The 21,995-nt window shown below is 39.4% G+C and carries 21 protein-coding genes and 1 pseudogene; 12 read left to right on the top strand and 10 right to left on the bottom strand.

Annotated features, from left to right (window positions below):
• Positions 1-27 precede the first annotated feature (27 nt).
• The gene (gene polA, locus QZ620_RS04880; protein WP_295179618.1) at positions 28-2,853 is read left to right on the top strand and encodes a DNA polymerase I; all 2,826 of its coding nucleotides are present in this window, start codon (positions 28-30) and stop codon (positions 2,851-2,853) included.
• A gap of 85 nt (positions 2,854-2,938) precedes the next feature.
• On the opposite strand, the gene QZ620_RS04875 is transcribed toward polA, so the two are convergent.
• The gene (locus tag QZ620_RS04875) at positions 2,939-3,508 is read right to left on the bottom strand and encodes a lipocalin family protein (RefSeq protein ID WP_295179616.1); all 570 of its coding nucleotides are present in this window, start codon (positions 3,506-3,508) and stop codon (positions 2,939-2,941) included.
• A 348-nt stretch (positions 3,509-3,856) separates the two neighbouring features.
• On the opposite strand from QZ620_RS04875, the gene rplM reads away from it, so the two are divergent.
• From rplM to QZ620_RS04835, 8 genes are all read left to right on the top strand, one after another.
• Entirely contained in the window at positions 3,857-4,312 is a 456-nt protein-coding gene (rplM, locus tag QZ620_RS04870) for a 50S ribosomal protein L13 (protein WP_295179614.1), read from the top strand.
• Positions 4,312-4,698, top strand: a complete 387-nt coding sequence (rpsI, locus tag QZ620_RS04865) for a 30S ribosomal protein S9 (RefSeq protein ID WP_141878869.1) — start codon at positions 4,312-4,314, stop codon at positions 4,696-4,698. The genes rplM and rpsI overlap by 1 nt, the downstream gene beginning before the upstream one ends.
• Positions 4,699-4,864: 166 nt before the next feature.
• Entirely contained in the window at positions 4,865-5,761 is an 897-nt protein-coding gene (gene rpsB / locus QZ620_RS04860; protein ID WP_295179611.1) for a 30S ribosomal protein S2, read from the top strand.
• A gap of 90 nt (positions 5,762-5,851) precedes the next feature.
• Positions 5,852-6,676 (top strand): translation elongation factor Ts, encoded by an 825-nt coding sequence (tsf, locus tag QZ620_RS04855; RefSeq protein ID WP_295179609.1) that lies wholly within the window; start codon positions 5,852-5,854, stop codon positions 6,674-6,676.
• A gap of 131 nt (positions 6,677-6,807) precedes the next feature.
• Entirely contained in the window at positions 6,808-7,530 is a 723-nt protein-coding gene (locus tag QZ620_RS04850) for a methyltransferase (RefSeq protein WP_295179607.1), read from the top strand.
• 47 nt (positions 7,531-7,577) lie between these two features.
• On the top strand, positions 7,578-8,753 hold the full coding sequence (locus QZ620_RS04845; RefSeq protein WP_295179605.1) for an acyl-CoA dehydrogenase family protein: 1,176 nt from the start codon (positions 7,578-7,580) through the stop codon (positions 8,751-8,753).
• 77 nt (positions 8,754-8,830) lie between these two features.
• On the top strand, positions 8,831-9,202 hold the full coding sequence (locus QZ620_RS04840) for a hypothetical protein (RefSeq protein ID WP_295179603.1): 372 nt from the start codon (positions 8,831-8,833) through the stop codon (positions 9,200-9,202).
• A gap of 279 nt (positions 9,203-9,481) precedes the next feature.
• Complete coding sequence (locus tag QZ620_RS04835; protein WP_295179628.1) at positions 9,482-10,267, top strand: DUF3050 domain-containing protein; 786 nt, start codon at positions 9,482-9,484, stop codon at positions 10,265-10,267.
• Between the two features lie 52 nt (positions 10,268-10,319).
• Here QZ620_RS04835 and QZ620_RS04830 read toward each other — a convergent pair whose 3' ends face one another.
• The 7 genes from QZ620_RS04830 to trmB form a co-directional block, all read right to left on the bottom strand.
• Entirely contained in the window at positions 10,320-10,655 is a 336-nt protein-coding gene (locus QZ620_RS04830; RefSeq protein ID WP_026914088.1) for a 2Fe-2S iron-sulfur cluster-binding protein, read from the bottom strand.
• Between the two features lie 10 nt (positions 10,656-10,665).
• The gene (locus tag QZ620_RS04825; RefSeq protein ID WP_295179601.1) at positions 10,666-11,727 is read right to left on the bottom strand and encodes an NAD(P)/FAD-dependent oxidoreductase; all 1,062 of its coding nucleotides are present in this window, start codon (positions 11,725-11,727) and stop codon (positions 10,666-10,668) included.
• Between the two features lie 14 nt (positions 11,728-11,741).
• On the bottom strand, positions 11,742-11,996 hold the full coding sequence (locus tag QZ620_RS04820) for a NifU family protein (protein WP_141878875.1): 255 nt from the start codon (positions 11,994-11,996) through the stop codon (positions 11,742-11,744).
• Positions 11,997-13,130, bottom strand: coding sequence for an Mrp/NBP35 family ATP-binding protein (locus tag QZ620_RS04815; RefSeq protein ID WP_295179598.1), 1,134 nt, complete (start codon positions 13,128-13,130; stop codon positions 11,997-11,999).
• Positions 13,131-13,271: 141 nt separating this feature from the next.
• Positions 13,272-13,598, bottom strand: a complete 327-nt coding sequence (locus QZ620_RS04810; RefSeq protein ID WP_295179596.1) for an MGMT family protein — start codon at positions 13,596-13,598, stop codon at positions 13,272-13,274.
• A 2-nt stretch (positions 13,599-13,600) separates the two neighbouring features.
• The gene (locus QZ620_RS04805) at positions 13,601-14,224 is read right to left on the bottom strand and encodes a LysE family transporter (RefSeq protein WP_295179594.1); all 624 of its coding nucleotides are present in this window, start codon (positions 14,222-14,224) and stop codon (positions 13,601-13,603) included.
• Between the two features lie 6 nt (positions 14,225-14,230).
• Positions 14,231-14,905, bottom strand: coding sequence for a tRNA (guanosine(46)-N7)-methyltransferase TrmB (gene trmB, locus QZ620_RS04800; RefSeq protein WP_295179592.1), 675 nt, complete (start codon positions 14,903-14,905; stop codon positions 14,231-14,233).
• A 65-nt stretch (positions 14,906-14,970) separates the two neighbouring features.
• Between trmB and QZ620_RS04795 the strand changes: the two genes are divergently transcribed.
• Positions 14,971-16,038 (top strand): glycosyltransferase family protein, encoded by a 1,068-nt coding sequence (locus tag QZ620_RS04795; protein WP_295179591.1) that lies wholly within the window; start codon positions 14,971-14,973, stop codon positions 16,036-16,038.
• Here the strand turns inward: QZ620_RS04795 and QZ620_RS04790 are convergent.
• Both QZ620_RS04790 and QZ620_RS04785 read right to left on the bottom strand, forming a co-directional pair.
• Positions 15,976-17,055 (bottom strand): ATP-binding protein, encoded by a 1,080-nt coding sequence (locus QZ620_RS04790; protein WP_295179590.1) that lies wholly within the window; start codon positions 17,053-17,055, stop codon positions 15,976-15,978. The genes QZ620_RS04795 and QZ620_RS04790 overlap by 63 nt on opposite strands.
• Complete coding sequence (locus QZ620_RS04785; RefSeq protein WP_295179588.1) at positions 17,055-17,738, bottom strand: response regulator transcription factor; 684 nt, start codon at positions 17,736-17,738, stop codon at positions 17,055-17,057. Before QZ620_RS04785 ends, QZ620_RS04790 begins: the two co-directional genes overlap by 1 nt.
• A 176-nt stretch (positions 17,739-17,914) precedes the next feature.
• Between QZ620_RS04785 and QZ620_RS04780 the strand changes: the two genes are divergently transcribed.
• Together QZ620_RS04780 and QZ620_RS04775 are read left to right on the top strand one after the other, a co-directional pair.
• A complete protein-coding gene (locus QZ620_RS04780) occupies positions 17,915-20,716 on the top strand; it encodes a TonB-dependent receptor (protein ID WP_295179587.1) in 2,802 nt (933 codons plus the stop codon).
• Positions 20,717-20,767: 51 nt separating this feature from the next.
• A pseudogene (locus QZ620_RS04775) lies at positions 20,768-21,995 on the top strand (hypothetical protein); the annotation flags it as partial.

Below are 21,995 nucleotides of genomic sequence, written 5' to 3'. Positions count from 1 at the left end.
AATCACGAATTTTATTAAACATTTCTAATGGCCGATCAAAAACGCCTTTTTTTACTGGACGCTTACGCATTAATTTTCCGAGGATATTATGCTTATATCAAAAACCCGCGAATTAATTCCAAAGGTTTTAATACTTCTGCGATCATGGGATTTACGAATTCCCTTTTCGATGTTATACGAAGAGAAAAACCAGATCATTTAGCGGTTTGTTTCGATAAGGATGGCAGCGAAGCCAGAACTGAAATGTTCTCAGACTATAAAGCTAATAGGGATGAAACCCCTGAACCTATACGTGAATCTATTCCCGTAATACAGGAAATTCTTCGCGCTATGCATATTCCCGTGGTGGAATGTGCCGGAATGGAAGCAGATGACATCATTGGAACTCTTGCCAAACAGGCAGAAAAGGAGAACTATAAGGTATATATGGTGACGCCAGACAAGGATTTCGCTCAGCTGGTTTCAGAAAATATTTTCATGTATCGTCCCGCCAGAATGGGTAATGGGATCGAGATCTGGGGAATACCTGAAGTTCAGAAGAAATTTGAGGTGGAACGCCCGGAGCAGGTGATAGATTTCCTCGGAATGATGGGCGACTCTGTAGATAATATTCCAGGACTTCCAGGAGTTGGTGAAAAGACCGCCAAGAAGTTTCTGAAGAAATACGGAAGCATGGAAGGTTTACTGGCAAATACCGATGACCTTAAAGGAAAGATGAAGGAAAAAGTCATCGAAAATGCTGAATTAGGGCGATTATCCAAAAAGCTGGCTACGATATTTGTTGACTGTGATGTGAAATTTCAGGCTGAAGATTATGAACTTTCCATGCCAGATGGGGACAAGGTACAGGAGATCTTCGAAGACCTTGAATTCAGAAGATTGAAAGATCAGTTTTTAAAATTATTTTCAGGAGAAGATGAAAGCACCCCAACGCAGGTGAGTAATTCGCCTTCAGCAAAACAAAATGCGCAAACCGCCGGGGCTGGACAGTTTTCATTATTTGGAGGTGATGGTGAAGAGATCGAACGAACTTCCTCAAGAACAAATCTGGCTGATACTCCCCATCTTTACCAGTTACTTGAAACAGAAATGGCTCAAAAGCTGTTTTTTGAACGACTGCTTATGCAGAAAAGTGTTTGTTTCGATACTGAAACCACAGGATTGAATCCGCTGGATGCAGAATTAGTAGGAATCGCTTTTTCCTGGGAAGCCGGGAAAGGCTACTATCTTCCATTTCCAAAGGAACGCGAGAAATCACAGGAATTGATCGAAAAAATTCGTCCGTTTTTTGAAAATGAATCCATAGAGAAGATAGGTCAGAATCTTAAATATGATATCAAGGTTCTGGACAAATATAATATCGAAGTGAAATCACCGATCTTTGATACTATGATCGCGCATTATCTTATCAATCCAGATATGCGTCATAATATGGATGTTCTGGCCGAAACTTACCTTAATTATACTCCGCAGGCAATTACCGAACTTATTGGAAAAAAAGGTAAGAATCAAAAAAGCATGCGTGATGTGGATCTCAAATCTCAAACTGAATACGGAGTAGAAGATGCGGATATTACTCTTCAGCTAAAAACGCTTTTCGAGAAAGAACTGGAAGATGCAAACACGAAAAAATTATTTAATGAAATTGAAATTCCGCTGGTAGAAGTACTGGCAGATATGGAGCTGGAAGGAATTAAACTGGACGAAAATTACCTGCAATCCCTTTCCGAAGCATTAACCAACGATATAAAGGACCTGGAAGCTAAAATTTACGAAGAAGCAGGCGAAGAATTCCTGATAAGTTCGCCAAAACAACTGGGAATCATTCTTTTTGAAAAACTGGAACTTTCCAAGAAACCCAAGAAAACGAAAACGGGTCAATATAGTACCAGTGAAGACGTACTGTCTGTTTTAGCTGAAGAGAACCCGATCGTTCAACATGTACTGGATTACCGCGGACTCGTTAAATTACAGAACACCTACGTGGATGCGCTACCAAATCAGGTAGAAAAAACGACCGGCCGTGTGCATACCGAATATATGCAAACTATCGCGGCTACCGGAAGGCTGAGTTCCAACAACCCGAACTTACAAAACATCCCGATTAGAACAGAACGGGGCAGACAGGTTAGAAAAGCTTTCGTTCCCAGAGATGAAAACTTCGTCCTGTTAGCCGCCGATTATTCCCAGATCGAATTGCGTATTATCGCCGCTTTAAGTGATGAAGAGAATATGATCAAGGCCTTTAAAGAAGGTGAAGATATTCATGCCTCCACCGCTGCAAAGGTTTTCAATGTGCCACTGGAAGAAGTTACTCGCGAACAAAGAAGTAACGCCAAAACGGTGAATTTTGGGATCATTTATGGTGTTTCAGCTTTTGGGTTGAGTAATCAAACTTCTCTCTCCCGTAGTGAAGCGAAAGATTTGATCGACACTTATTATAAGACTTATCCTAAACTGAGTAGTTATATTGCAGACCAGGTAGAATTTGCAAGACAGAATGGGTATGTAAGTACTGTACTGGGACGCCGACGCTATTTGAAAGATATCAATTCAAGAAACCAGGTGGTTCGTGGTGCTGCGGAAAGAAACGCTGTGAATGCACCAATTCAGGGTAGTGCAGCAGACATCATCAAACTAGCCATGATCAATATTCACAAAAAACTGAAAGCTGGAAACTATAAAACGCGTATGCTGTTACAGGTTCATGATGAACTGGTGTTCGACGCTCACAAGGAAGAACTGGAAGAGATGAAAACCATGATTCGAAAAGAAATGGAAAACGCCTACAAACTTCAGGTGCCTTTAGATGTAGAGATAGGAATTGGACAGAACTGGCTGGAAGCTCACTAGAAGACAGTAAAAATCTTTAACTAAAAAACCTCGTTAGCAATACTAACGAGGTTTTTTGACTAACACTATAAACTACTTCTTACTATTATTTAGCTCTGGTATACTCCAGCATTAAAATTCTGATTTCAGAAGCTCTCGTATTACCGGGATCATTTACATATTGATCTGATTCAATTTTGGTGACATCAAAAGCGAAAGTATCAGATCCAAGATCGATCGCTTTTTCATGTGTATAATCAGATCCATTGATACTAATGTTTAGTACCAGTTTATTATCCACAATATTCCAGGTTCCAGAATCCATTCTATCTGATAAACAGGAGAAGTCATCTCCATCTCCAGATTCAAAACTCATGCTGGCATTGTTACTTACAAACGTACCATTTGCATCAAATGTTATACTCATTGTGTTAAAACAATCAGTTTCATCCAGAAGATTTTTGCTCCCACCCGGAGTAGAGTTGAGATCTACTTCCACATCTGCCATCATTTTCGTTATATCCCAGCTACCAACCATATCTGCGGTAGTAACCGTGGTAGCGTTACTAATCTTTAATTGAGATTCCTGAGCAATATCTTCTTTACTACAACTTTGAAATAAAAATCCAGCAAAAAGGAGGCAGCAATACAATCTAACATTCATTATTCGTTTCATGATATATATTTAGGGATTACAAACATACAGAAGAATGCTAAAAATTAAGAAGTCCTTAACAGCTAAAATTGACTTTAAACGCACAAAAAAGCACTTTATCGATCTATATATCAATGAATATTTCGTTTTGAAGTCCTTTACTTACATTTCTACGGCTCTATTAAAAGAATAGACCTTTAAAATTCAAAGAATTTATCATACTGAAAACCAGCCTATTTAAGTCAGATTAAATTTTGATAGTGCTGTTTGCTATATGAATTTATAATTGTACATTTGCACCCCTGTTTTCCCGATTGAGATTCGGGTAAGTGGGATTGGAATGTTTAATAATTAGTAAAATCAATTGGTGTGGACACATTAAGTTACAAAACAGTATCGGCTAACAAAGCCACCAGAACCAAAGAATGGGTTGTGGTAGATGCTGACGGACAAAATTTAGGTCGTCTTGCTTCTAAAGTAGCATACCTACTTAGAGGAAAGCACAAGCCTAACTTCACCCCACATGTTGATTGCGGAGACAATGTAATTGTATTGAATGCGCAGGGAATCAACTTAACTGGAAAAAAATGGGACGCGAAAGAGTACATCCGTCACACAGGCTTTCCAGGTGGACAAAGAAGTCTGACAGCTACAGAATTATTCGCAAAAGGTCCTGAGAGACTTGTCGAAAAAGCAATTAAAGGAATGCTTCCAAAGAACAAACTTGGAGCAGATCTTTTCAGAAATTTAAAGGTTTATGTAGGATCTGAACATGATCATGAAGCTCAAAAACCTGAAACTATTAACTTAAACGACGTTAAGTAATGGAGGTAATTCACAAAATTGGCCGTAGAAAAACTGCTGTGGCCCGTGTATATGTTTCAGAAGGACAGGGAAACATTACCGTAAACAAGAAAGACCTTAAAGATTACTTCACAACTGGAACACTTCTTTATAAAGTGAACCAGCCAATGATGCTTACCGAAAATGAAGGAAACTTCGACGTTAAAATTAACGTTTACGGTGGAGGTATCACTGGACAGGCTGAAGCAATCCGTCTGGCACTATCCAGAGCTATGGTGGCGCTAGACCAGGAAAATCATGGCGCACTTAAGCCAGAAGGTCTTCTTACTAGAGATCCACGTATGGTAGAACGTAAGAAATACGGACAGAAGAAAGCCCGTAAGAAATTCCAGTTCTCTAAACGTTAATATTATTACCGGAATATTTTCCGGGGAGTTCATAAAAAAATTAATTTTTTGTTGTTATTCTGTTCATGCCGGGCAGAAGTTAGTTTAGCATCTAAACAGTCAGGGCCATACGATTAAGTAGCCACCTGGTTGTTGCTATCTCAACAGAACGTAAACTATTACAAAAATGGCAAACAAAGTAGAAGTAAAAGAATTACTTGATGCTGGTGTTCATTTTGGACACTTAACCAGACGTTGGAATCCAAATATGGCTCCATATATTTATATGGAACGTAACGGGATCCACATCATCAACTTATATAAAAGTGCTGCTAAAATGCAGGAAGCAGGTGATGCTCTTGCAAAGATCGCAGCAAGCGGAAGAAAGATCCTTTTCGTAGCTACAAAGAAACAAGCGAAAGAGATCGTTGCTGAGCAGGCTGAAAAGGCTAACATGCCTTATATCACTGAGCGTTGGCCTGGTGGTATGCTTACAAACTTCGTTACTATTCGTAAAGCTGTTAAGAAAATGGCTTCCATCGATAGAATGAAGAAAGATGGAACTTTCAACTCTCTTTCTAAGAAAGAACGTTTGCAAGTAGATCGTCTTAGAGCTAAGCTAGAAAAGAACTTAGGTTCAATCTCAGACATGTCAAGACTTCCAGCTGCGCTTTTCGTTGTAGATACTACACGTGAGCACATTGCGATCAAAGAAGCACAAAAACTAAACATTCCAATTTTTGCGATGGTTGATACCAACTCAGATCCACGTGAGGTTGATTATCTAATTCCATCAAATGACGATGCTTCTAAATCTATTAGCAAAGTTGTTTCTTACGTTGCAGACTCTATCGTAGAAGGTCTTTCAGAAAGAAAATCTGAGAAACCAGCTAAGAAAAAAGAAGATTCTGATGCTTCAGAAGAGAAAAAAGCAAAACCTGCTGCTCCTAAAGCAGAGAAAGCTGAAGTTCCTTCTAAAGATTCCGAAGACAAAAAGGCAATGAAAGAAGCTAAGAAAGATGTGAAGCTTGAATCTAAAAGTGAAACTTTAGACAAAGCCAAATCATCTAACGAAGAAGAATAAAATAACGTTTACATAAAATCTAAAAGTCGTTTAGCTTCTTTCTTTACAGTGAGTTTCTAAACGACTTTTTTCAATAAAAAAAACAATATTATGGCTAAGATATCCGCCGCTGAAGTAAATAAATTAAGAAAAGCTACTGGTGCAGGAATGATGGACTGCAAGAAAGCATTAGTGGAAGCTGATGGTGATTTTGACGCTGCAATCGAATTGCTTCGTAAGAAAGGTCAGAAAGTAGCTGCAAAGAGAGCCGACAGAGATTCTTCTGAAGGTGCTGCAATTGCTCAGGTAAATACTGAAAACACTAGAGGTGTTATCATCTCCCTGAACTGTGAGACAGATTTCGTTGCCAAGAATGATGATTTCATCAAGATGGCTAACGATTTCGCTGAAATTGCTCTTAACTATTCTTCTAAAGAGGAATTTCTTAAAGCTGAGTACAAAGGGATCACTGTAGAGGAAAAACTTACTGAACAAACTGGTGTTATTGGTGAGAAAATCGAAATTGGTGCTTTCAAAACTCTTGAAGCTCCTTTCGTAGGATCTTACATCCACGCGGGAAATAAGATTGCTGTTCTTACAGGTCTTTCAAAAAGCGTTGATGGAGCTGATGAAGCTGCAAAGAACGTTTCTATGCAAGCTGCAGCAATGAACCCGGTTGCTCTTAATGAAAATGGAGTTGATCAGGAAACTATCGATAAAGAGATCGAGATCGCTAAAGATACTTTGAGACAGGAAGGAAAGCCAGAAAATATGCTTGACAAGATCGCTCAGGGAAAACTTCAGCGTTTCTTCAAAGACAACACTTTGGTTCACCAGGCTTATATCAAGGAGAACAAGCAAAGCGTTGCTGAGTACGTGAAGTCTGTAGACAGCGAACTTGAAGTAGTTGCTTTCGAAAGAGTTGCTCTAGGATAATTTGTTCTGAATAATATATCAAAAGAGGTTTTATGTACTTAAAACCTCTTTTTTTGTATTTAAGTTTTTACCAGCTGAGCTGAAATAACACCGAATCTGAAGAATTTCAGCTCCATTAAAAATCACCATACATGTCTGCCAGGCCATTTAAATTCAAACATTTTACAATAGAACAGGATCGTTGTGCCATGAAAATTGGAACAGACGGTGTACTTCTTGGCGCCTGGTCTTCCCTTGCACATGATCCCGAAAGAATCCTGGATATTGGCACTGGAACAGGACTTATTGCCCTGATGATGGCTCAAAGATCTGGCGCAGAACTTGTTGATGCGCTCGAGATTGAAGAAAATGCTTATGAACAGGCTGTAGATAATTTTGAAAACAGTGATTGGGGTGACCGCTTATTCTGCTATCATGCAGCATTTGATGAGTTTGTGGAAGAGATGCAGGATGAAGAGCACTACGATCTAATTCTTTCCAACGCTCCATTTTATACTGAAGATTATAAAACAGGTGATGATCAACGTGATCAGGCTCGTTTTGCTGAAGCTTTGCCTCTCTCCGAATTATTAGAAGGTGCTTCCCTCCTGCTATCCAAAGACGGACGCTTTGATTTGATCATTCCATTTTCTGAAGAGGGTACTGCGATTAGGATCGCCCAGACTCATAAATTATATCCTGCAAGAATTACCAGAGTAAAAGGAACTGTTGAAGCACCCGTAAAAAGAAGTCTTCTGAGCTTCAGTTTTGAAGAAACTTCAGCTGAAGTTCAAGATCTTATCATTGAAATATCCAGACATAATTATACTCCGGAATACACTAATCTGGTAAAGGATTTCTACCTAAAATTATAATTGCTTCTAAGCAAAGACTTGGTTACATTTGTTAGAAACACTACACAATGAAACCAGATCTATTCCAGGCTCCTGATTATTACGATATTGACGACCTGCTATCAAGTGAACATAAAATGGTTCGCGACGCTACCCGTGAATTTGTAAAAAGAGAAGTCTCCCCAATTATAGAGGAAGCAGCACAAACTGCCACATTCCCGAAACAGATTTTAAAAGGCCTTGCTGAAATTGGCGCTTTTGGACCTTACATTCCTGAAGAATACGGCGGTGCCGGACTTGACCAGATTTCCTACGGACTTATAATGCAGGAAATTGAACGTGGAGACAGCGGAATTAGATCTACAGCTTCAGTACAGTCTTCCCTGGTGATGTACCCAATTTTCCAGTATGGAACTGAGGAACAACGGAAAAAGTATCTGCCAAAATTAGCTTCCGGAGAAATGGTAGGTTGCTTCGGGCTTACGGAACCAGATCATGGTTCTAATCCTGGAGGAATGACCACGAACTTTAAGGATAAGGGGGATCACTATCTATTAAATGGTGCCAAAATGTGGATCTCAAACTCACCATTTGCTGATATTGGCGTAGTCTGGGCTAAGAATGAAGAAGGACGTATTCATGGCCTGATCGTGGAACGTGGAATGGAAGGATTCAGTACTCCTGAAACTCATAATAAATGGTCTTTAAGAGCCAGTGCTACAGGAGAATTGATATTTGACAATGTAAAGGTGCCGAAGGAAAATTTGTTACCGAATAAATCTGGATTGGGAGCACCGCTTGGCTGCCTTGATTCAGCTAGATACGGTATCGCCTGGGGTGCTATTGGCGCCGCCATGGATTGCTACGATACTGCATTGCGTTATGCCAAAGAAAGAGAACAATTTGGAGTGCCAATTGCCGCAAAACAATTGCAACAAAAAAAGCTTGCTGAAATGATTACTGAGATCACAAAAGCACAACTCATGGCCTGGAGACTTGGAACGCTTAAAAATGAGGGCAAAGCTACCTCCGCACAGATCTCCATGGCAAAAAGAAATAATGTTGAAATGGCTATCAAAATAGCCCGGGAATCCAGACAAATTTTAGGTGGTATGGGAATTACGGGTGAATACAGCATTATGCGACATATGATGAACCTGGAAAGTGTAATTACTTATGAGGGAACTCATGACATACATTTATTAATTACAGGACTGGACATTACCGGTCATGCGGCATTCTAATTCTGTAATTATGAAAAAGATTCGTTTTCAAATTGAAATTGACTGTCCCAAAGAACAGGTTTTTTCGACTATGATCGATGAGAAACACTGTCGTAAATGGACTGCTGAATTTAATCCAACTTCCTATTACGAAGGTTCCTGGAAAGAGGGTAGCAAAAATTCTATTTCTGGGTGAAAACGAAAATGGTGAAAAAGGCGGAATGCATAGCGTTATTGACAAACTAATCCCTAACGAATTCATCAGCATTAAACACCTCGGAATGCTTGAAAAAGGTGAGGAATCCAAATTCGAAAAAGCCTTTTTTGAGAATTACCAATTTGAAGACTCCAGACAGGGAACATTATTAAAAATAGAACTAGATTGCGAAGACGAATGGGCAGATAATATGAACAATGCCTGGCCTAAAGCCCTTCAAAAACTGAAACAGATCTGCGAAGCAAATTGTTAGCAAAATAATAGATCAAAACAAGGGCAGCGTTTGCAACGTTTGCCCTTTTTATATTTATCGCAGCATTTCGATTTTAGAGGTTTCGGCTTTTTAGCCACCACTCCGTTCACCTGCAAATACTCTACAGATTTTTCAGAATAGAAAATTAGCACACCACTTAACAGCATAGTTCAAAATACAGATTTCAGCACAGGATTTAGTTAAACAAGCTGTAAAAACTGGCTAATGTTTTTATAGTATGTATGCTAGCTCTTAAATTTGCAAGAAAATTACCTTATGATGATTAAAGAGATAAACGAAAGTTTAAAACCTCTAACCAACCAGTTAATTAATCATTCACTTTACCAGAAAATAGATAGTCCTGAACATCTGCAATTGTTTATGGAACATCATGTTTTTGCCGTATGGGACTTCATGTCTTTACTAACTGCTCTTCAGGAAAAACTTACTAAAACCACCAATCCGTGGTTGCCGGTAGGAGATCCGGAGACAAGGTACCTGATCAATGAGATCGTTCTCGCCGAGGAAACCGATATCAACTTGCAGGGAGAACGCCAGAGCCATTTTGAAATGTATCTGGATGCGATGAGCGCTGCGGGTGCAAACAAGTCAAAAATCGAAGATCTTTTAATGCAGGTAACTCATGGCACTGATATTTTCCTGATCATTGCGACTAGCAAATTACCAGTAAGCATCAAACAATTCCTGAAGCATACTTTCGAAGTAGTTTATAGCCAGGAACCACATAAGATTGCTTCTGCTTTTACCTTTGGACGCGAAGGTCTGATTCCAGATATGTTTACCTCAATCATTAGCAAAGTACAGCAAAAGTTCCCTGAAGAAGATCTTAGTCTGTTCAAATACTATTTTGATCGTCATATCGAACTGGATGAAGATGAGCATGGTCCAATGGCCTTTAGAATGGTTGAACAATTGTGCGGGAATGATGATAAAAAGTGGCAGGAGGTAAAAGCTGTTGCTGAAAAGTCTTTAAAAAGCAGACTTGAATTCTGGGACGGTATCGAAGCTGAAATTGAAGAGCGTAAAGTGTTACAAACCATTTAGGTTTAGAATAAATATTAAAAAAAGCCTGAAGTTACAACTTCAGGCTTTTTTGTTATTCGGTTGTTGGAGCTATTCGAATCTCCAGTCCTTCAAGTTCATCTGTAATAGGTATCTGGCAGCTAAGTCTGCTGTTATCTTCCACATGAAATGCCTGATCCAGCATATCTTCCTCTTCGTAACTCATCTCCGGCAGCATGTGCTGGTAATTGAGCATATAACACTGGCAAGAAGCACACATCGCCATTCCACCACATATCCCAATGGTACCTTCCGGAGCTAGCTCGTAGGAACGAATAACTTCCATCAGGTTCATATTCATATCTGTTGGGGCATCGATTACATGAGCCTCGCCTTCACGGTCTATTATGGTGATCTTAACGTCAGACATTTAATTACTTCTAATTTATACTTTTTACAACTTCTCTTTTAGCTTCTTTCTTACTTCCATCAAAACCGCTAACTCCGCTAACCGTAGTATACTTCATCACATACTTCTTGTCTGGGTTAATTAGCTGGTAAGCACTCTGGCACATGATCGCAGCTTCATGGAAACCACAAAGAATAAGCTTCAATTTTCCTTTATAGGTATTCACATCACCAATGGCATAAACCCCGGGAATGTTCGTTTGATAATCATACGTATTATCAACTTTAATGGCATTTTTTTCTATTTCCAGTCCCCAGTCTCCAATTGGACCAAGTTTAGGTGAGAGTCCAAAAAGGGGAATAAAATCATCTACTTCTTTTATCTCTTCTCCTCTTGCTTCATCTTTATGCCTTATTACTACAGCATCAAGCGCATCTTTCCCCTGAAGGTCCACAACTTCAGCATCTGTGATCAGGTTTATCTTTCCAATTTTCGAAAGTTCTTCAACTTTTTCTACGGAATCTAAAGCTCCCCGGAAATCTTTTCTCCTATGTACCAGAGAAACTTCCGAAGCAATATTTGATAAAAAGATACTCCAGTCTAAAGCTGAATCTCCACCACCGGCGATCACTACCTTGCGATCGCGGTATACTTCTGGATCACGAATAATATAAGCCACTCCTTTATCTTCAAAATCCTTGATGGAAGGAATCGGCGGTTTTCTAGGCTCGAAACTACCCAGACCTCCAGCGATGACTACTACCGGAGCATGATGTTTTGTTCCTTTACTAGTAGTAACGATAAAACTTCCATCATCCTGTTTGTCTATGGTCTCTGCTCTTTCGCCCAAAGTAAATCCAGGCTCGAAAGGTTTGATCTGCTCCATAAGATTATCTACCAGGTCTCCTGCAAGTACTTCAGGGAAACCAGGAATATCATAGATTGGCTTTTTCGGGTATATTTCTGAACACTGTCCTCCAGGTTGTGGAAGAGCATCGATCAGGTGACATTTCATCTTCAAGAGTCCGGCTTCAAAAACGGCGAATAATCCTGTTGGACCTGCACCGATAATGAGCATATCAGTTTTAATCATTCTTCAGCAAAATTTTAAAGGGTAGATCGATCTATATTTACCACTTTTTCTATTTGAGGCACATATTTTTTAATCGTCATTTCCACACCACTCTTCAGGGTCATTTGATTAACAGAACAGCCAACACAAGCTCCTTCAAGCTGTACTTTTACCAAACGGTCATTTTCTTCTATAGATACCAGGGAAATGTTCCCTCCATCACTTTCAAGAAATGGACGAATCTCGGCAAGTGCCTTTTCAACATTTATTTTAACTTCTTCGCTTGTCATTTATTTTTTCTTAACCGCGCTACATCCTGCCATCGTTGTGATCTTAATAGCTTCAGTAGGTGGTAAATTTTTATTTCTGTTCACCGTTTCCTGCACCATATTTCGAGTGATCTCCTCAAAAGCGCTTTCCAACGGAGTAGCAGTCTGTAATGCTGCCGGTCTTCCAATATCTCCGGACTCTCTTAGACTTTGCAGTAACGGAATCTCTCCTAAGAATGGCACTTCCAGATCTGCTGCCAGATTTTTAGCACCTTCTTTTCCGAAGATATAGTATTTATTTTCAGGAAGTTCTTCCGGAGTGAAATAGGCCATGTTCTCAACAATTCCAAGAACCGGAACATTGATACTTTCCTGCTGGAACATCGCAACTCCTTTCTTAGCATCGGCTAAGGCTACATTCTGCGGTGTACTTACAATAACAGAACCCGTGATTGGTAATGATTGCATGATCGATAAATGAATATCTCCCGTTCCCGGAGGTAAATCGATCAACATGAAATCCAGTTCTCCCCATGCTGCATCAAAAATCATTTGATTAAGTGCCTTTGCTGCCATAGGTCCTCTCCAGACTACCGCCTGGTTTGGTTTGGTGAAAAATCCAATAGACAGGATCTTAACGCCATGATTTTCTACCGGTTTCATTTTGGATTTCCCCTCTACTGTAACAGATAATGGTCTTTCAGCTTCTACATCAAACATGATTGGAGTGGAAGGACCATAGATATCTGCATCCAGAATACCGACTTTAAATCCCATTTTTGCTAAAGTCACTGCAAGATTCGCAGTCACTGTAGACTTACCAACGCCTCCTTTTCCGGAAGCCACGGCAACAATATTTTTGATTCCAGGAATTTGTTTCCCTTTGATCTCAGGCTTCTTTTCAGCAGCTTCGATCTTGATATTTACTTTAACTTTTGCCTTCTCATAAACTTTTTCATGAATGGCTTTCATCACATCAACCTCAGCGCGCTTTTTAATATGAAGAGCCGGTGTACTTAAAACAAGATCCACCACCACTTCATCGCCAAAGGTCATTACATTTTGAACCGCACCACTCTCCACCATATTAGCGCCGTCGCCGGCTACGGAAATAGTTTCTAATGCGGATAAAATTTCTTTTCTGTTCAATTTCATAGACTGATTTTAATCAGATTTTTTACAGCTTAATTAGACTGATTCTAAACGCAAATATAAAGGTAAAAGCTAAGAATACGAAGAATTTACAAATATTAGATCGATGGCTGGATAGCAGTAATTTATGGTAATCTAATTCAGTTAAAGTTCTTTCATGGGATCCCAGAAGAGTTCTTTAAAATTGACTACCTGTAGTTCTTTCACCTCAACACCTTCGGCTTCCAGAAGTTGTTGCATGGCGTTGGTTCCAGAGAAGTGATGTTTCCCGGAAAGAATTCCATTTCTATTCACGACTCTATGCGCCGGAACATTTTTATCATGAGAATTATTCATTGCCCAGCCAACCATTCTTGCACTACGGGCCGCACCAAGAGATTTTGCAATGGCTCCGTAAGAGGTTACCCGCCCTTTAGGAATCTGGCGGCAGACTTCATAAACCCTATCAAAAAAACCTGAATTATCTTTCAAAATTAATTATTCAGAATCCTTACCAGCGCAATGACAATGAGTACTGCCATTAATGCTGCCATGAAATAGTTGGAATACTTTGCAAATGACTCTGCTTTCTTTTCGATCTTATCAAAGAGTACTACGTAGAGATACAAAGCTGTAAAACTTCCTAAACACGCAGCGATAGAGAAGGATGAATTTAAGGACCAATCATATTCCAGGCCACCGCTTAGATTCATTGCACCCGCAATTGCTACAAAATAAGGAATAGGAAATACATTCAACGCAGCGATAAACATGCCTTTATAGATACTGTTCGCATTCGCCTTGCGCTTACTTGGGTCAATTCTTTTCTTCTTCTGTGCCTGAATGAAAAAATACACTGCCAGAATACAGAAAACCACTAATCCTGCCCGCAATAACATCTTTTTTACAAAAGGATGGTCAAAAATATAACCTGCAAGCAGTACCGCAATAAGTGCCTGTATAAATACAATAATACCTGCCCCAATAGCTACATAAAGTCCATTTCTTTTACCTTTCTCCACGCAGGTCTTGGCCACGGTCATGTTTACCAAACCTGGAGGCACCACACCAATAAAGGCGGCAAAATAGGTAATAAGGAAAATCTTTGTTTCTTCCAATAATGTCTATTTAATCCGGAATTGAATATAGGTAATAGGTTTACCTTTTTCAAGGTACTGTTTTTCGTAGAAAGTTTGAATTCCGGTTACTTCTTTTGGAGAATATTCATTACTGTAAATATCGTGATGCGCATAAAGGATCTCCTGACCCTGACCATGTAATAAGCCTAAAGTATAACCATGCATAAATTCAGAATCTGTTTTTAAGTGCATGAGTCCGTCGACTTTAAGAATATTCTTGTAGCGAATTAAAAACTCTGCATTAGTCAAACGATGCTTTGTACGCTTATATTTTATCTGTGGATCTGGAAATGTGATCCAGATCTCACTAACTTCTGCGGAAGCAAATACATATTCTATAAGCTCAATCTGCGTTCTTATAAAAGCAACGTTTTCCATTCCTTCTTCGATGGCAGTTTTTGCGCCACGCCAGAAACGAGCTCCTTTTATATCCACCCCAATAAAGTTCTTATCTGGATTCTGCCTGGCCAGCTCTACGGTATACTCACCTTTTCCACAGCCGAGTTCCAGAACTATTGGATTGTTATTCTTAAAAAAATCCTTGCTCCAGTTCCCTTTTAACTCAAATTCATTGTCCGTAAGTTCTTCTCTTGACGGCTGAATTACATTTTCAAACTGCTCGTTCTCTCTGAAACGTTTAAGTTTATTCTTGCTTCCCACTTAAAATTGATATTTTGGCAAAATTAAAGAAATTAGCTTAGGAGCGGCTAAGAATAGTTTTGAATATGTCCAAGAAAAGAATTTTAGTGGCTGTGATGAATTGGGGACTGGGACATGCCACTCGTAGTATTCCTGTAATTAATGCGCTTCAAAACGAACATTACGAACCTATGGTGGCTTCAGATGGTGCCGCACTGCAATTACTGAAAAAGGAATTTCCTGAGCTTACTCATCTCGAATTACCCGGTTATAATATTCAATATGCAAAGAAAGGATGGCTTCTCAACTGGAAGATCATTGCCCAAACCAGTCATATTCGAAAGACCATCGCTGCGGAAAAAGAAAAGACCAGGCAGATTATCAAAGATTATCAAATTGAAGGAATCATTTCCGACAATCGGTTTGGGGTTTATAGCGATGATTTGAAAACAAATGTTTTTGTCACTCACCAGATCCATGTTCTAAGTGGCATCACAACCTTCCTTTCTACATTTATTAATCGCCAGCATTTGAAGAATTTTGACCAGATCTGGATTCCGGATTATGCTTCGACGGAAAGGAATTTAAGCGGAAAACTGAGTCATGTAGATGATCTGCCTGAGCAATGCACCTATATTGGTGCTTTAAGCAGATTCGAGAAGCGTGAAATAGAAATTAAATACAAACACCTGCTGCTGCTTAGCGGGCCGGAACCTCAGCGTAGCCTGCTTGAAGAAAAATTGTTAGCATGCTTCAGTAATACTAATGACAGTATATTGTTGGTACGCGGAGTAATTTCCGAAGAAGAACAGCTAAGTTCAACTAATTCAAACCTGCAGATTCGTAATTATCTCTTCGGAAGAGAATTGGAAGAGGCTATAAACAGTAGTGAGACGATCATTGCAAGATCAGGTTACACTACGCTGATGGATCTGGCAAAATTAGAAAAGAAGGCGTTCTTTATTCCAACACCCGGACAGGAAGAACAGGAATATCTGGCAAAAAGACTGGAACGGCTAGGCATTGCTCCTTTCTGTTTACAAAATCAATTCAGTTTAGAAAAACTGAAAGATATTGATAATTATACCGGCTTAAGTAATTTCGGTGATGGCCGAGTTCTCCGGGATCTCTTTGCGTTTTTCGAGAGTGAATGAAAATTCACTTCCAACTCCAAACACACTTTCCACATAGATCTTTTCTTCATGCGCTTCCAGAATGTGCTTCACTATAGAAAGCCCAAGTCCTGAACCTCCTTCTTTCCGTGAACCACTTTTATCCACACGATAGAACCTTTCAAATAAACGCGGAATATTCTCTTTGGCAATCCCTTCCCCATTATCTGTCACCCTAACAATGACCTTGTTTTTGATAAGATTCTCAATACTGATCTCTGTAGTTCCTCCATTCTTTCCATACTTGATGGAATTTACGATCAGGTTGGTAAGTACCTGCTGAATACGTTCTCGGTCTGCTCTTACTTTTATAGGTTCCTCATAATCCAGGTCGAAAGTGAGCGTAATATTCTTTTTGGCCGCCTTCATTTCCAGAAGATCAAAGGATGCCTGTATCAACTCAATAATATCAAAAGTCTCGTACTTAAGATGTAGATCACCGGTTTCCAGCTTGGTGATCATATCAAGATCTTTCACGATATAAATAAGTCGCTCTACTCCTTTATTGGCTCTGGCGAGGTATTTCTTTCGAATGACCTTATCCTTATGTGCACCATCTATTAGAGTTAGGATATAACCCTGAACAGTGAAAAGTGGTGTTTTGAGTTCATGGGAAACATTACCCATAAATTCCTTACGATAAGCTTCTCTTACTTTTAAGGTTTCGATCTCCAGCTTTTTATCCTCGGCGAATTTCTTAACCTCCCGGGTAAGACTGGACATATCTGTAGTGATCTGGTTAGGGCTTAAGGTTTTAGAATCGAGAAGTGAAACATTATCGTACACTTTCTTGATACGTCTATAAATAAACCGCTCTACTCTATACTGAATGATCAAAAAAGAGAACAGGTAGCACAGGCCTGCAAAAATAAGGAGCGCGATCCACCAGTTCTGCAAATCCAGAAAGATGAATACTGCCAGTATCGCGGTAACGAAGAGGCTGATAAATAAAGCAGTCCTTATTGCAAATCTATAAGACCTCTTAAATTGTTGCGCCATTAAACTACAAACTTGTACCCAACACCTTTGATGGTTTTGATCTTATCGTCACCAATCTTTTCACGTAGTTTTCGAATATGAACGTCTATAGTTCTTCCTCCCACTACAATATCATTACCCCATACTTTGTCAAGGATATCTTCTCTTTTAAAGACTTTCCCCGGTTTGGATGCTAACAAAGATAACAACTCAAATTCTTTTCTGGGCAGACTGCGTTCTTCACCGTTCTGTTCGATCTTATATTCGTCACGATTAATAGTGATCCCGGAAAGTTTTACAATATTGGAACCTGCCTCTTCATCACGATAGCGTCTTAACAATGCCTTTACTTTGCTAACCAAAACTTTCGGCTTGATAGGTTTGGTAATATAATCATCTGCACCCGCATCAAAACCAGCCATTTGTGAGTAATCCTCTCCCCTTGCGGTAAGGAAAGTAATGATGGCATGTTCAAGATCAGGTAACTTCCGGATTTGTTCGCAGGCTTCGATACCATCCATTTCAGGCATCATAACATCCAGAATAATAAGATGCGGTTTATGTTTTTGAGCAAGCTTAACAGCTTTCACACCATTATCTGCAGTGATCACCTGGTAACCTTCCGAAGAAAGATTATACCCTACTATTTCCAGGATATCCGGCTCATCATCTACTAGTAAAATCTGAATGTCTTTTTTCTTCATGGTGTATAACTATGGTTAAGAATGTATAAAATTAAGGATTAATTTGAATTAACATGGCGCTTAACCCATTGGTAACAATTAACTAACTCTTTAATGACGAAGGATTAAATCTGAGGTAACATCCCCGCGACTTTCTTAATGTTTATTTGCAGCGAGATTTTATAGCAAAAAACAAAATGAAAAAATTATTCTTACTCGCATTACTTTTCTTCGCAGCAAACATGCAAGCCCAGGACAGTACCAGCGGTGCAATTGGAGGTAAATTAACTGACAAGGAAATGGGTGGTGAACCTCTTCCATTTGCCAATGTTCTTCTGAAAGATTCTGCTAAGGGAACCACTTCAGATTACGACGGAATATATCTTTTAGACAAACTTCAGCCAGGAACCTATACCGTCGTATTTAGTTTTGTAGGATATGAAACTCTGGAAATTCCAGATGTAGTTGTGGAAGCTGGAAAAGTGACAGAGATCAATACAGAATTAGGATCCAGTGCAGCATCCTTAGATGAAGTAGTTATTACTACGGTTTCTAGAAGAGATTCTGAAGTTGCCTTATTAGTAGAGCAAAAAAATTCAGTAGAAATAAAGGAAAGTATAGGGGCACAGGAACTGGCAAAATTAGGAGTATCTGATGCGGCTACTGCTACTACCAAGATTTCTGGTGTAACCACCAGTGAGGCTTCCGGCGATCTTTTTGTACGTGGTCTTGGTGACCGTTACCTGTATAGTACCATGAATGGTCTTCCTATTCCTTCAGATGATGTGGAAAGAAAGAATATCGATCTGGGATTGTTTCCAACCAGAGTAATTCAGAATGTATCGATTAGCAAAGCATATTCTGCAATTAGTTCTGCAGACCAGGCTTCTGGAAATGTAGATATTTCTTCTCGTGAATTAAGAGGAAAAGATGAATTAGGAATTAGTGTGCAGGGTGGCGTGAATACGAATGCTATCGGAGAATTCAGCAATTTTAAAGTTTCTCCAAACCAGGAAGACACTTATTTTGGCGTTTACGATCAGAGCATTCCAACAGAATTTACCTTGAACAACCAGAGCTGGAATCCACAGACTTCAGTTCCAGTAAATAGAAAGGTAAGCATAACTGCCGGAAAGGAATTTGGACCGCTAAGAGCATTTGTTACTGCATCTAATTCGGTTGCTTTCGAATACAACGAAGGTCTTTTCAGAAACTACAGAACAAATGTTCTGGAAGATCAGTTCACAGATGCTGAAAACTTCAGAAAGACCGATAACAATACTTTGATGGCAGATCTTGGGTTCGAGATCAATGACAATCATCGCCTAAAAGCAACCAGTTTATTTATCAATAAAGTAACCGATGAGGTTTATGAAGCTGGCAGAAACGGTGAAGGTTTTGTCTTCGAGGAAACAAACAGAGGTGAAAACCTCAACCAGTTTATTCGTGATCAGAATATCAAACAAACCAGGCTTTGGGTAAATCAGTTACATGGTTTCCATGATTTTCTTGACGGGAAGAACGAACTGGAATGGTCAGCTGGTTACAACCTTGTAAATGCAGATGAACCGAATCGTATTCGTAATGAAGTAAACATTGGAGACAATAATTTCGTGCAATTGGCCAGAACTGGTGGTTTTCAGCAAAGGAAATCTACACAGGAGATCGATGATACTGAGTTTAACGCCAGAATCGAGAACACCTATAATTTCCTGAGCATGGATAACGAAGATTCTAAGAATGCTTCCCTTATTCTTGGTGGTAACTATAGAAATAAAGAGCGTGATTTCTTTTCACAGTTCTTTGGAGCTGAAGAAACCGACTTCAATACTGTAAATCCTCCATCTATTGATAATCTTGGAGCGATCTTTACTACAGAAAACTTCAATAACAGGTTGTTGCAATTCAATCGTCTTACCCCAGATATCTATAATGGAACGCTGGAATCTTATGGCGGTTTTGCAGTTTTCAACATTGGAAACGAACAATGGAATATTAATGCTGGAGCGAGATATCAAAAGGATCAGGTAGATGTGATCTTTGACGTGAACAACTACCCACAAAACCTTCCAAATTTCACCTTCAAGGAATACGATAACATCTATCCAAGTTTAAATATCAGGTATTCGCCAAACGAAGATTCGAATATTAGACTTGCAGCCAGCAAAACGATTTCTCTACCTGAATTTAAAGAGATCGCTCCTTTCGAATATGTTTCACAGATTGGACAGATCACTCGTGGTAACCCAAATTTAGAAGCTTCGAATAACTATAACCTGGATCTTAAATATGAAGTTTTTCCAAGTTCAGGTGAGTTACTATCTCTTACAGGTTTTTATAAAAAGATCCTTGACCCAATCAACAGAACTCAGGCACGTGGTGCTTCAGGAGTATTCTCTTATTTTAATGCTAGTGACGAAGCCAACATTTATGGTCTGGAGCTTGAAGCGAGAATGGACGTGATCGAAAATGACAATGACAATGGTCTTGATCTAAGTGTATCTGGAAATATTACCAGAATGTGGCACAGTCAGGATCTTAAAGATGTTTTTGCTGAAGATGGATCTTTTGTAAGAACCTTCAGATATAACGGGAATGATGAAATTGGACTTCAGGGAGCCTCAGACTGGATCGTAAATGCATCGGCAAACTTTAGTACAGAAACAGAAAATCCTTTCCGAGGAACTATTGTAGCAAACTACGCTTCAGATAAAATATATGCACTGGGATCGCCAGACACTCAAAACCTTGACTTTATCGACATCCAATACAATGACGAGATTATTGAAAAAGGTTTTGTAACCCTTGATTTGATCCTATCCAAAGAGTTTGGAGAAAATTTCGAAATGGAATTTAAAGGACAGAACCTGCTTAACCCTGAGATTGAAAGATATCAATCTATAAGACCACTTTCTGGAAATGCTGCGGAAGCTGAGCAAACAGTAAGATCTTATACCAGAGGTGCCGTATTGAGCCTTGGGCTTAGCTACAATTTCTAATTTATTTAACCACAAATTATATACACAACCTTTTCAATCAAAACTTAAATTATGAAAAAAACAGCAAGACACTTTTTGTTAATGAGCGCGCTTTTTGGCGGACTGCTTATCACAAGTTGTAGTAGTGATGATAATGATATTGAGATCATTAATCCTACAGATGATACTGAAACACCAAATCCAGGAACTTCAGATAACATCCTTAACGGAAGCGTTGATGAGGACATGACTCTTGATGCTAATACTTCGTATCAATTATCCGGAATTCTTTCCGTAGAAAGTGGCGTAACCCTTACAATTCCTCCTGGAACAGAGATCGTTGCAGATCCAGATCTTGATGATAGCGATGCCACCAATGTTTACATCGTTGTTCAAAAAGGTGGAGATATCGAAATTAACGGTACTGCATCTGCTCCCGTGATCATGCGTTCTTCCAATGGACAGGCTGGTAGCTGGGGAGGACTAATCATCGCAGGTAATGCTGAAACTACTGAAGGTTCTAATGCAACTGCTGAGGTTGGAGGGATCCTTTACGGTGGTAGCGATGCTGCAGATAATTCTGGTTCTATCAATTACCTCGTACTTTCTGATGCCGGTGCTCAGATCAATTCTGAATCTCAGTTCAACGGACTTTCTCTTTATGCAGTTGGTTCAGGAACTTCCATCATGAACGTTGCTCTTATTAATGGAGCAGATGATGGAGTTGAATTCTTTGGAGGTTCAGCAAATGCTACGAATCTTTATCTTGAAAATAATGAAGATGATGCCGTAGACTGGACTGAAGGTTGGAATGGAACAATCGATAACGTATATGTTCTTCATACCATTGGAAATTTCTCTACTGCGATTGAGGCAGATGGTGAAGACAAGCAACCTACCATCAATAACTTTACAGCGGTTTCTACTAAAGGTGGAACTGCATTACAGTTCAAGAAAAATTCTGGAGCAATCATCAACGGTCTTTCATTAAACGGATACGATAACTCAGTTGATATTCCAGACGATACCAGAACAGATCTGTCTAATATTCAATTAAACGGGGATGATGCAGATATCGACAATACATATTCACTAACTCCAACGGTAATGGAATCTACTTTTGACTGGATTTCTAATCGTGGTCAGGTATCTGTACTTCCAAACAATATCGATAGCGACCTAACTTTAGATGGTGATAGCGAATATGTAATTAGTGACGTGGTTTCTGTGAATGCCGGAGCAACTCTTACTATTCCTGCTGGAACAAAGATCACTGCCAGAAGTGATGCCGATACTGATG

Origin of the sequence: uncultured Christiangramia sp. (assembly GCF_913046405.1) — a bacterium.
In the GTDB taxonomy this organism is placed as follows: Bacteria; Bacteroidota; Bacteroidia; order Flavobacteriales; family Flavobacteriaceae; genus Christiangramia; species Christiangramia marina.
This window is presented reverse-complemented; position numbering and strand designations above follow the sequence as displayed.

Excerpts from the sequence above, each read along its gene's own strand:
- polA (WP_295179618.1), top strand. The coding sequence starts at position 28 with ATGGCCGATCAAAAACGCCTTTTTTTACTGGACGCTTACGCATTAATT.
- QZ620_RS04875 (WP_295179616.1), bottom strand. The coding sequence starts at position 3,508 with ATGAAACGAATAATGAATGTTAGATTGTATTGCTGCCTCCTTTTTGCT.
- rpsI (WP_141878869.1), top strand. The coding sequence starts at position 4,312 with ATGGAGGTAATTCACAAAATTGGCCGTAGAAAAACTGCTGTGGCCCGT.
- rpsB (WP_295179611.1), top strand. The coding sequence starts at position 4,865 with ATGGCAAACAAAGTAGAAGTAAAAGAATTACTTGATGCTGGTGTTCAT.
- tsf (WP_295179609.1), top strand. The coding sequence starts at position 5,852 with ATGGCTAAGATATCCGCCGCTGAAGTAAATAAATTAAGAAAAGCTACT.
- QZ620_RS04850 (WP_295179607.1), top strand. The coding sequence starts at position 6,808 with ATGTCTGCCAGGCCATTTAAATTCAAACATTTTACAATAGAACAGGAT.
- QZ620_RS04845 (WP_295179605.1), top strand. The coding sequence starts at position 7,578 with ATGAAACCAGATCTATTCCAGGCTCCTGATTATTACGATATTGACGAC.
- QZ620_RS04840 (WP_295179603.1), top strand. The coding sequence starts at position 8,831 with ATGAGAAACACTGTCGTAAATGGACTGCTGAATTTAATCCAACTTCCT.
- QZ620_RS04835 (WP_295179628.1), top strand. The coding sequence starts at position 9,482 with ATGATTAAAGAGATAAACGAAAGTTTAAAACCTCTAACCAACCAGTTA.
- QZ620_RS04830 (WP_026914088.1), bottom strand. The coding sequence starts at position 10,655 with ATGTCTGACGTTAAGATCACCATAATAGACCGTGAAGGCGAGGCTCAT.
- QZ620_RS04825 (WP_295179601.1), bottom strand. The coding sequence starts at position 11,727 with ATGATTAAAACTGATATGCTCATTATCGGTGCAGGTCCAACAGGATTA.
- QZ620_RS04820 (WP_141878875.1), bottom strand. The coding sequence starts at position 11,996 with ATGACAAGCGAAGAAGTTAAAATAAATGTTGAAAAGGCACTTGCCGAG.
- QZ620_RS04815 (WP_295179598.1), bottom strand. The coding sequence starts at position 13,130 with ATGAAATTGAACAGAAAAGAAATTTTATCCGCATTAGAAACTATTTCC.
- QZ620_RS04795 (WP_295179591.1), top strand. The coding sequence starts at position 14,971 with ATGTCCAAGAAAAGAATTTTAGTGGCTGTGATGAATTGGGGACTGGGA.
- QZ620_RS04790 (WP_295179590.1), bottom strand. The coding sequence starts at position 17,055 with ATGGCGCAACAATTTAAGAGGTCTTATAGATTTGCAATAAGGACTGCT.
- QZ620_RS04785 (WP_295179588.1), bottom strand. The coding sequence starts at position 17,738 with ATGAAGAAAAAAGACATTCAGATTTTACTAGTAGATGATGAGCCGGAT.
- QZ620_RS04780 (WP_295179587.1), top strand. The coding sequence starts at position 17,915 with ATGAAAAAATTATTCTTACTCGCATTACTTTTCTTCGCAGCAAACATG.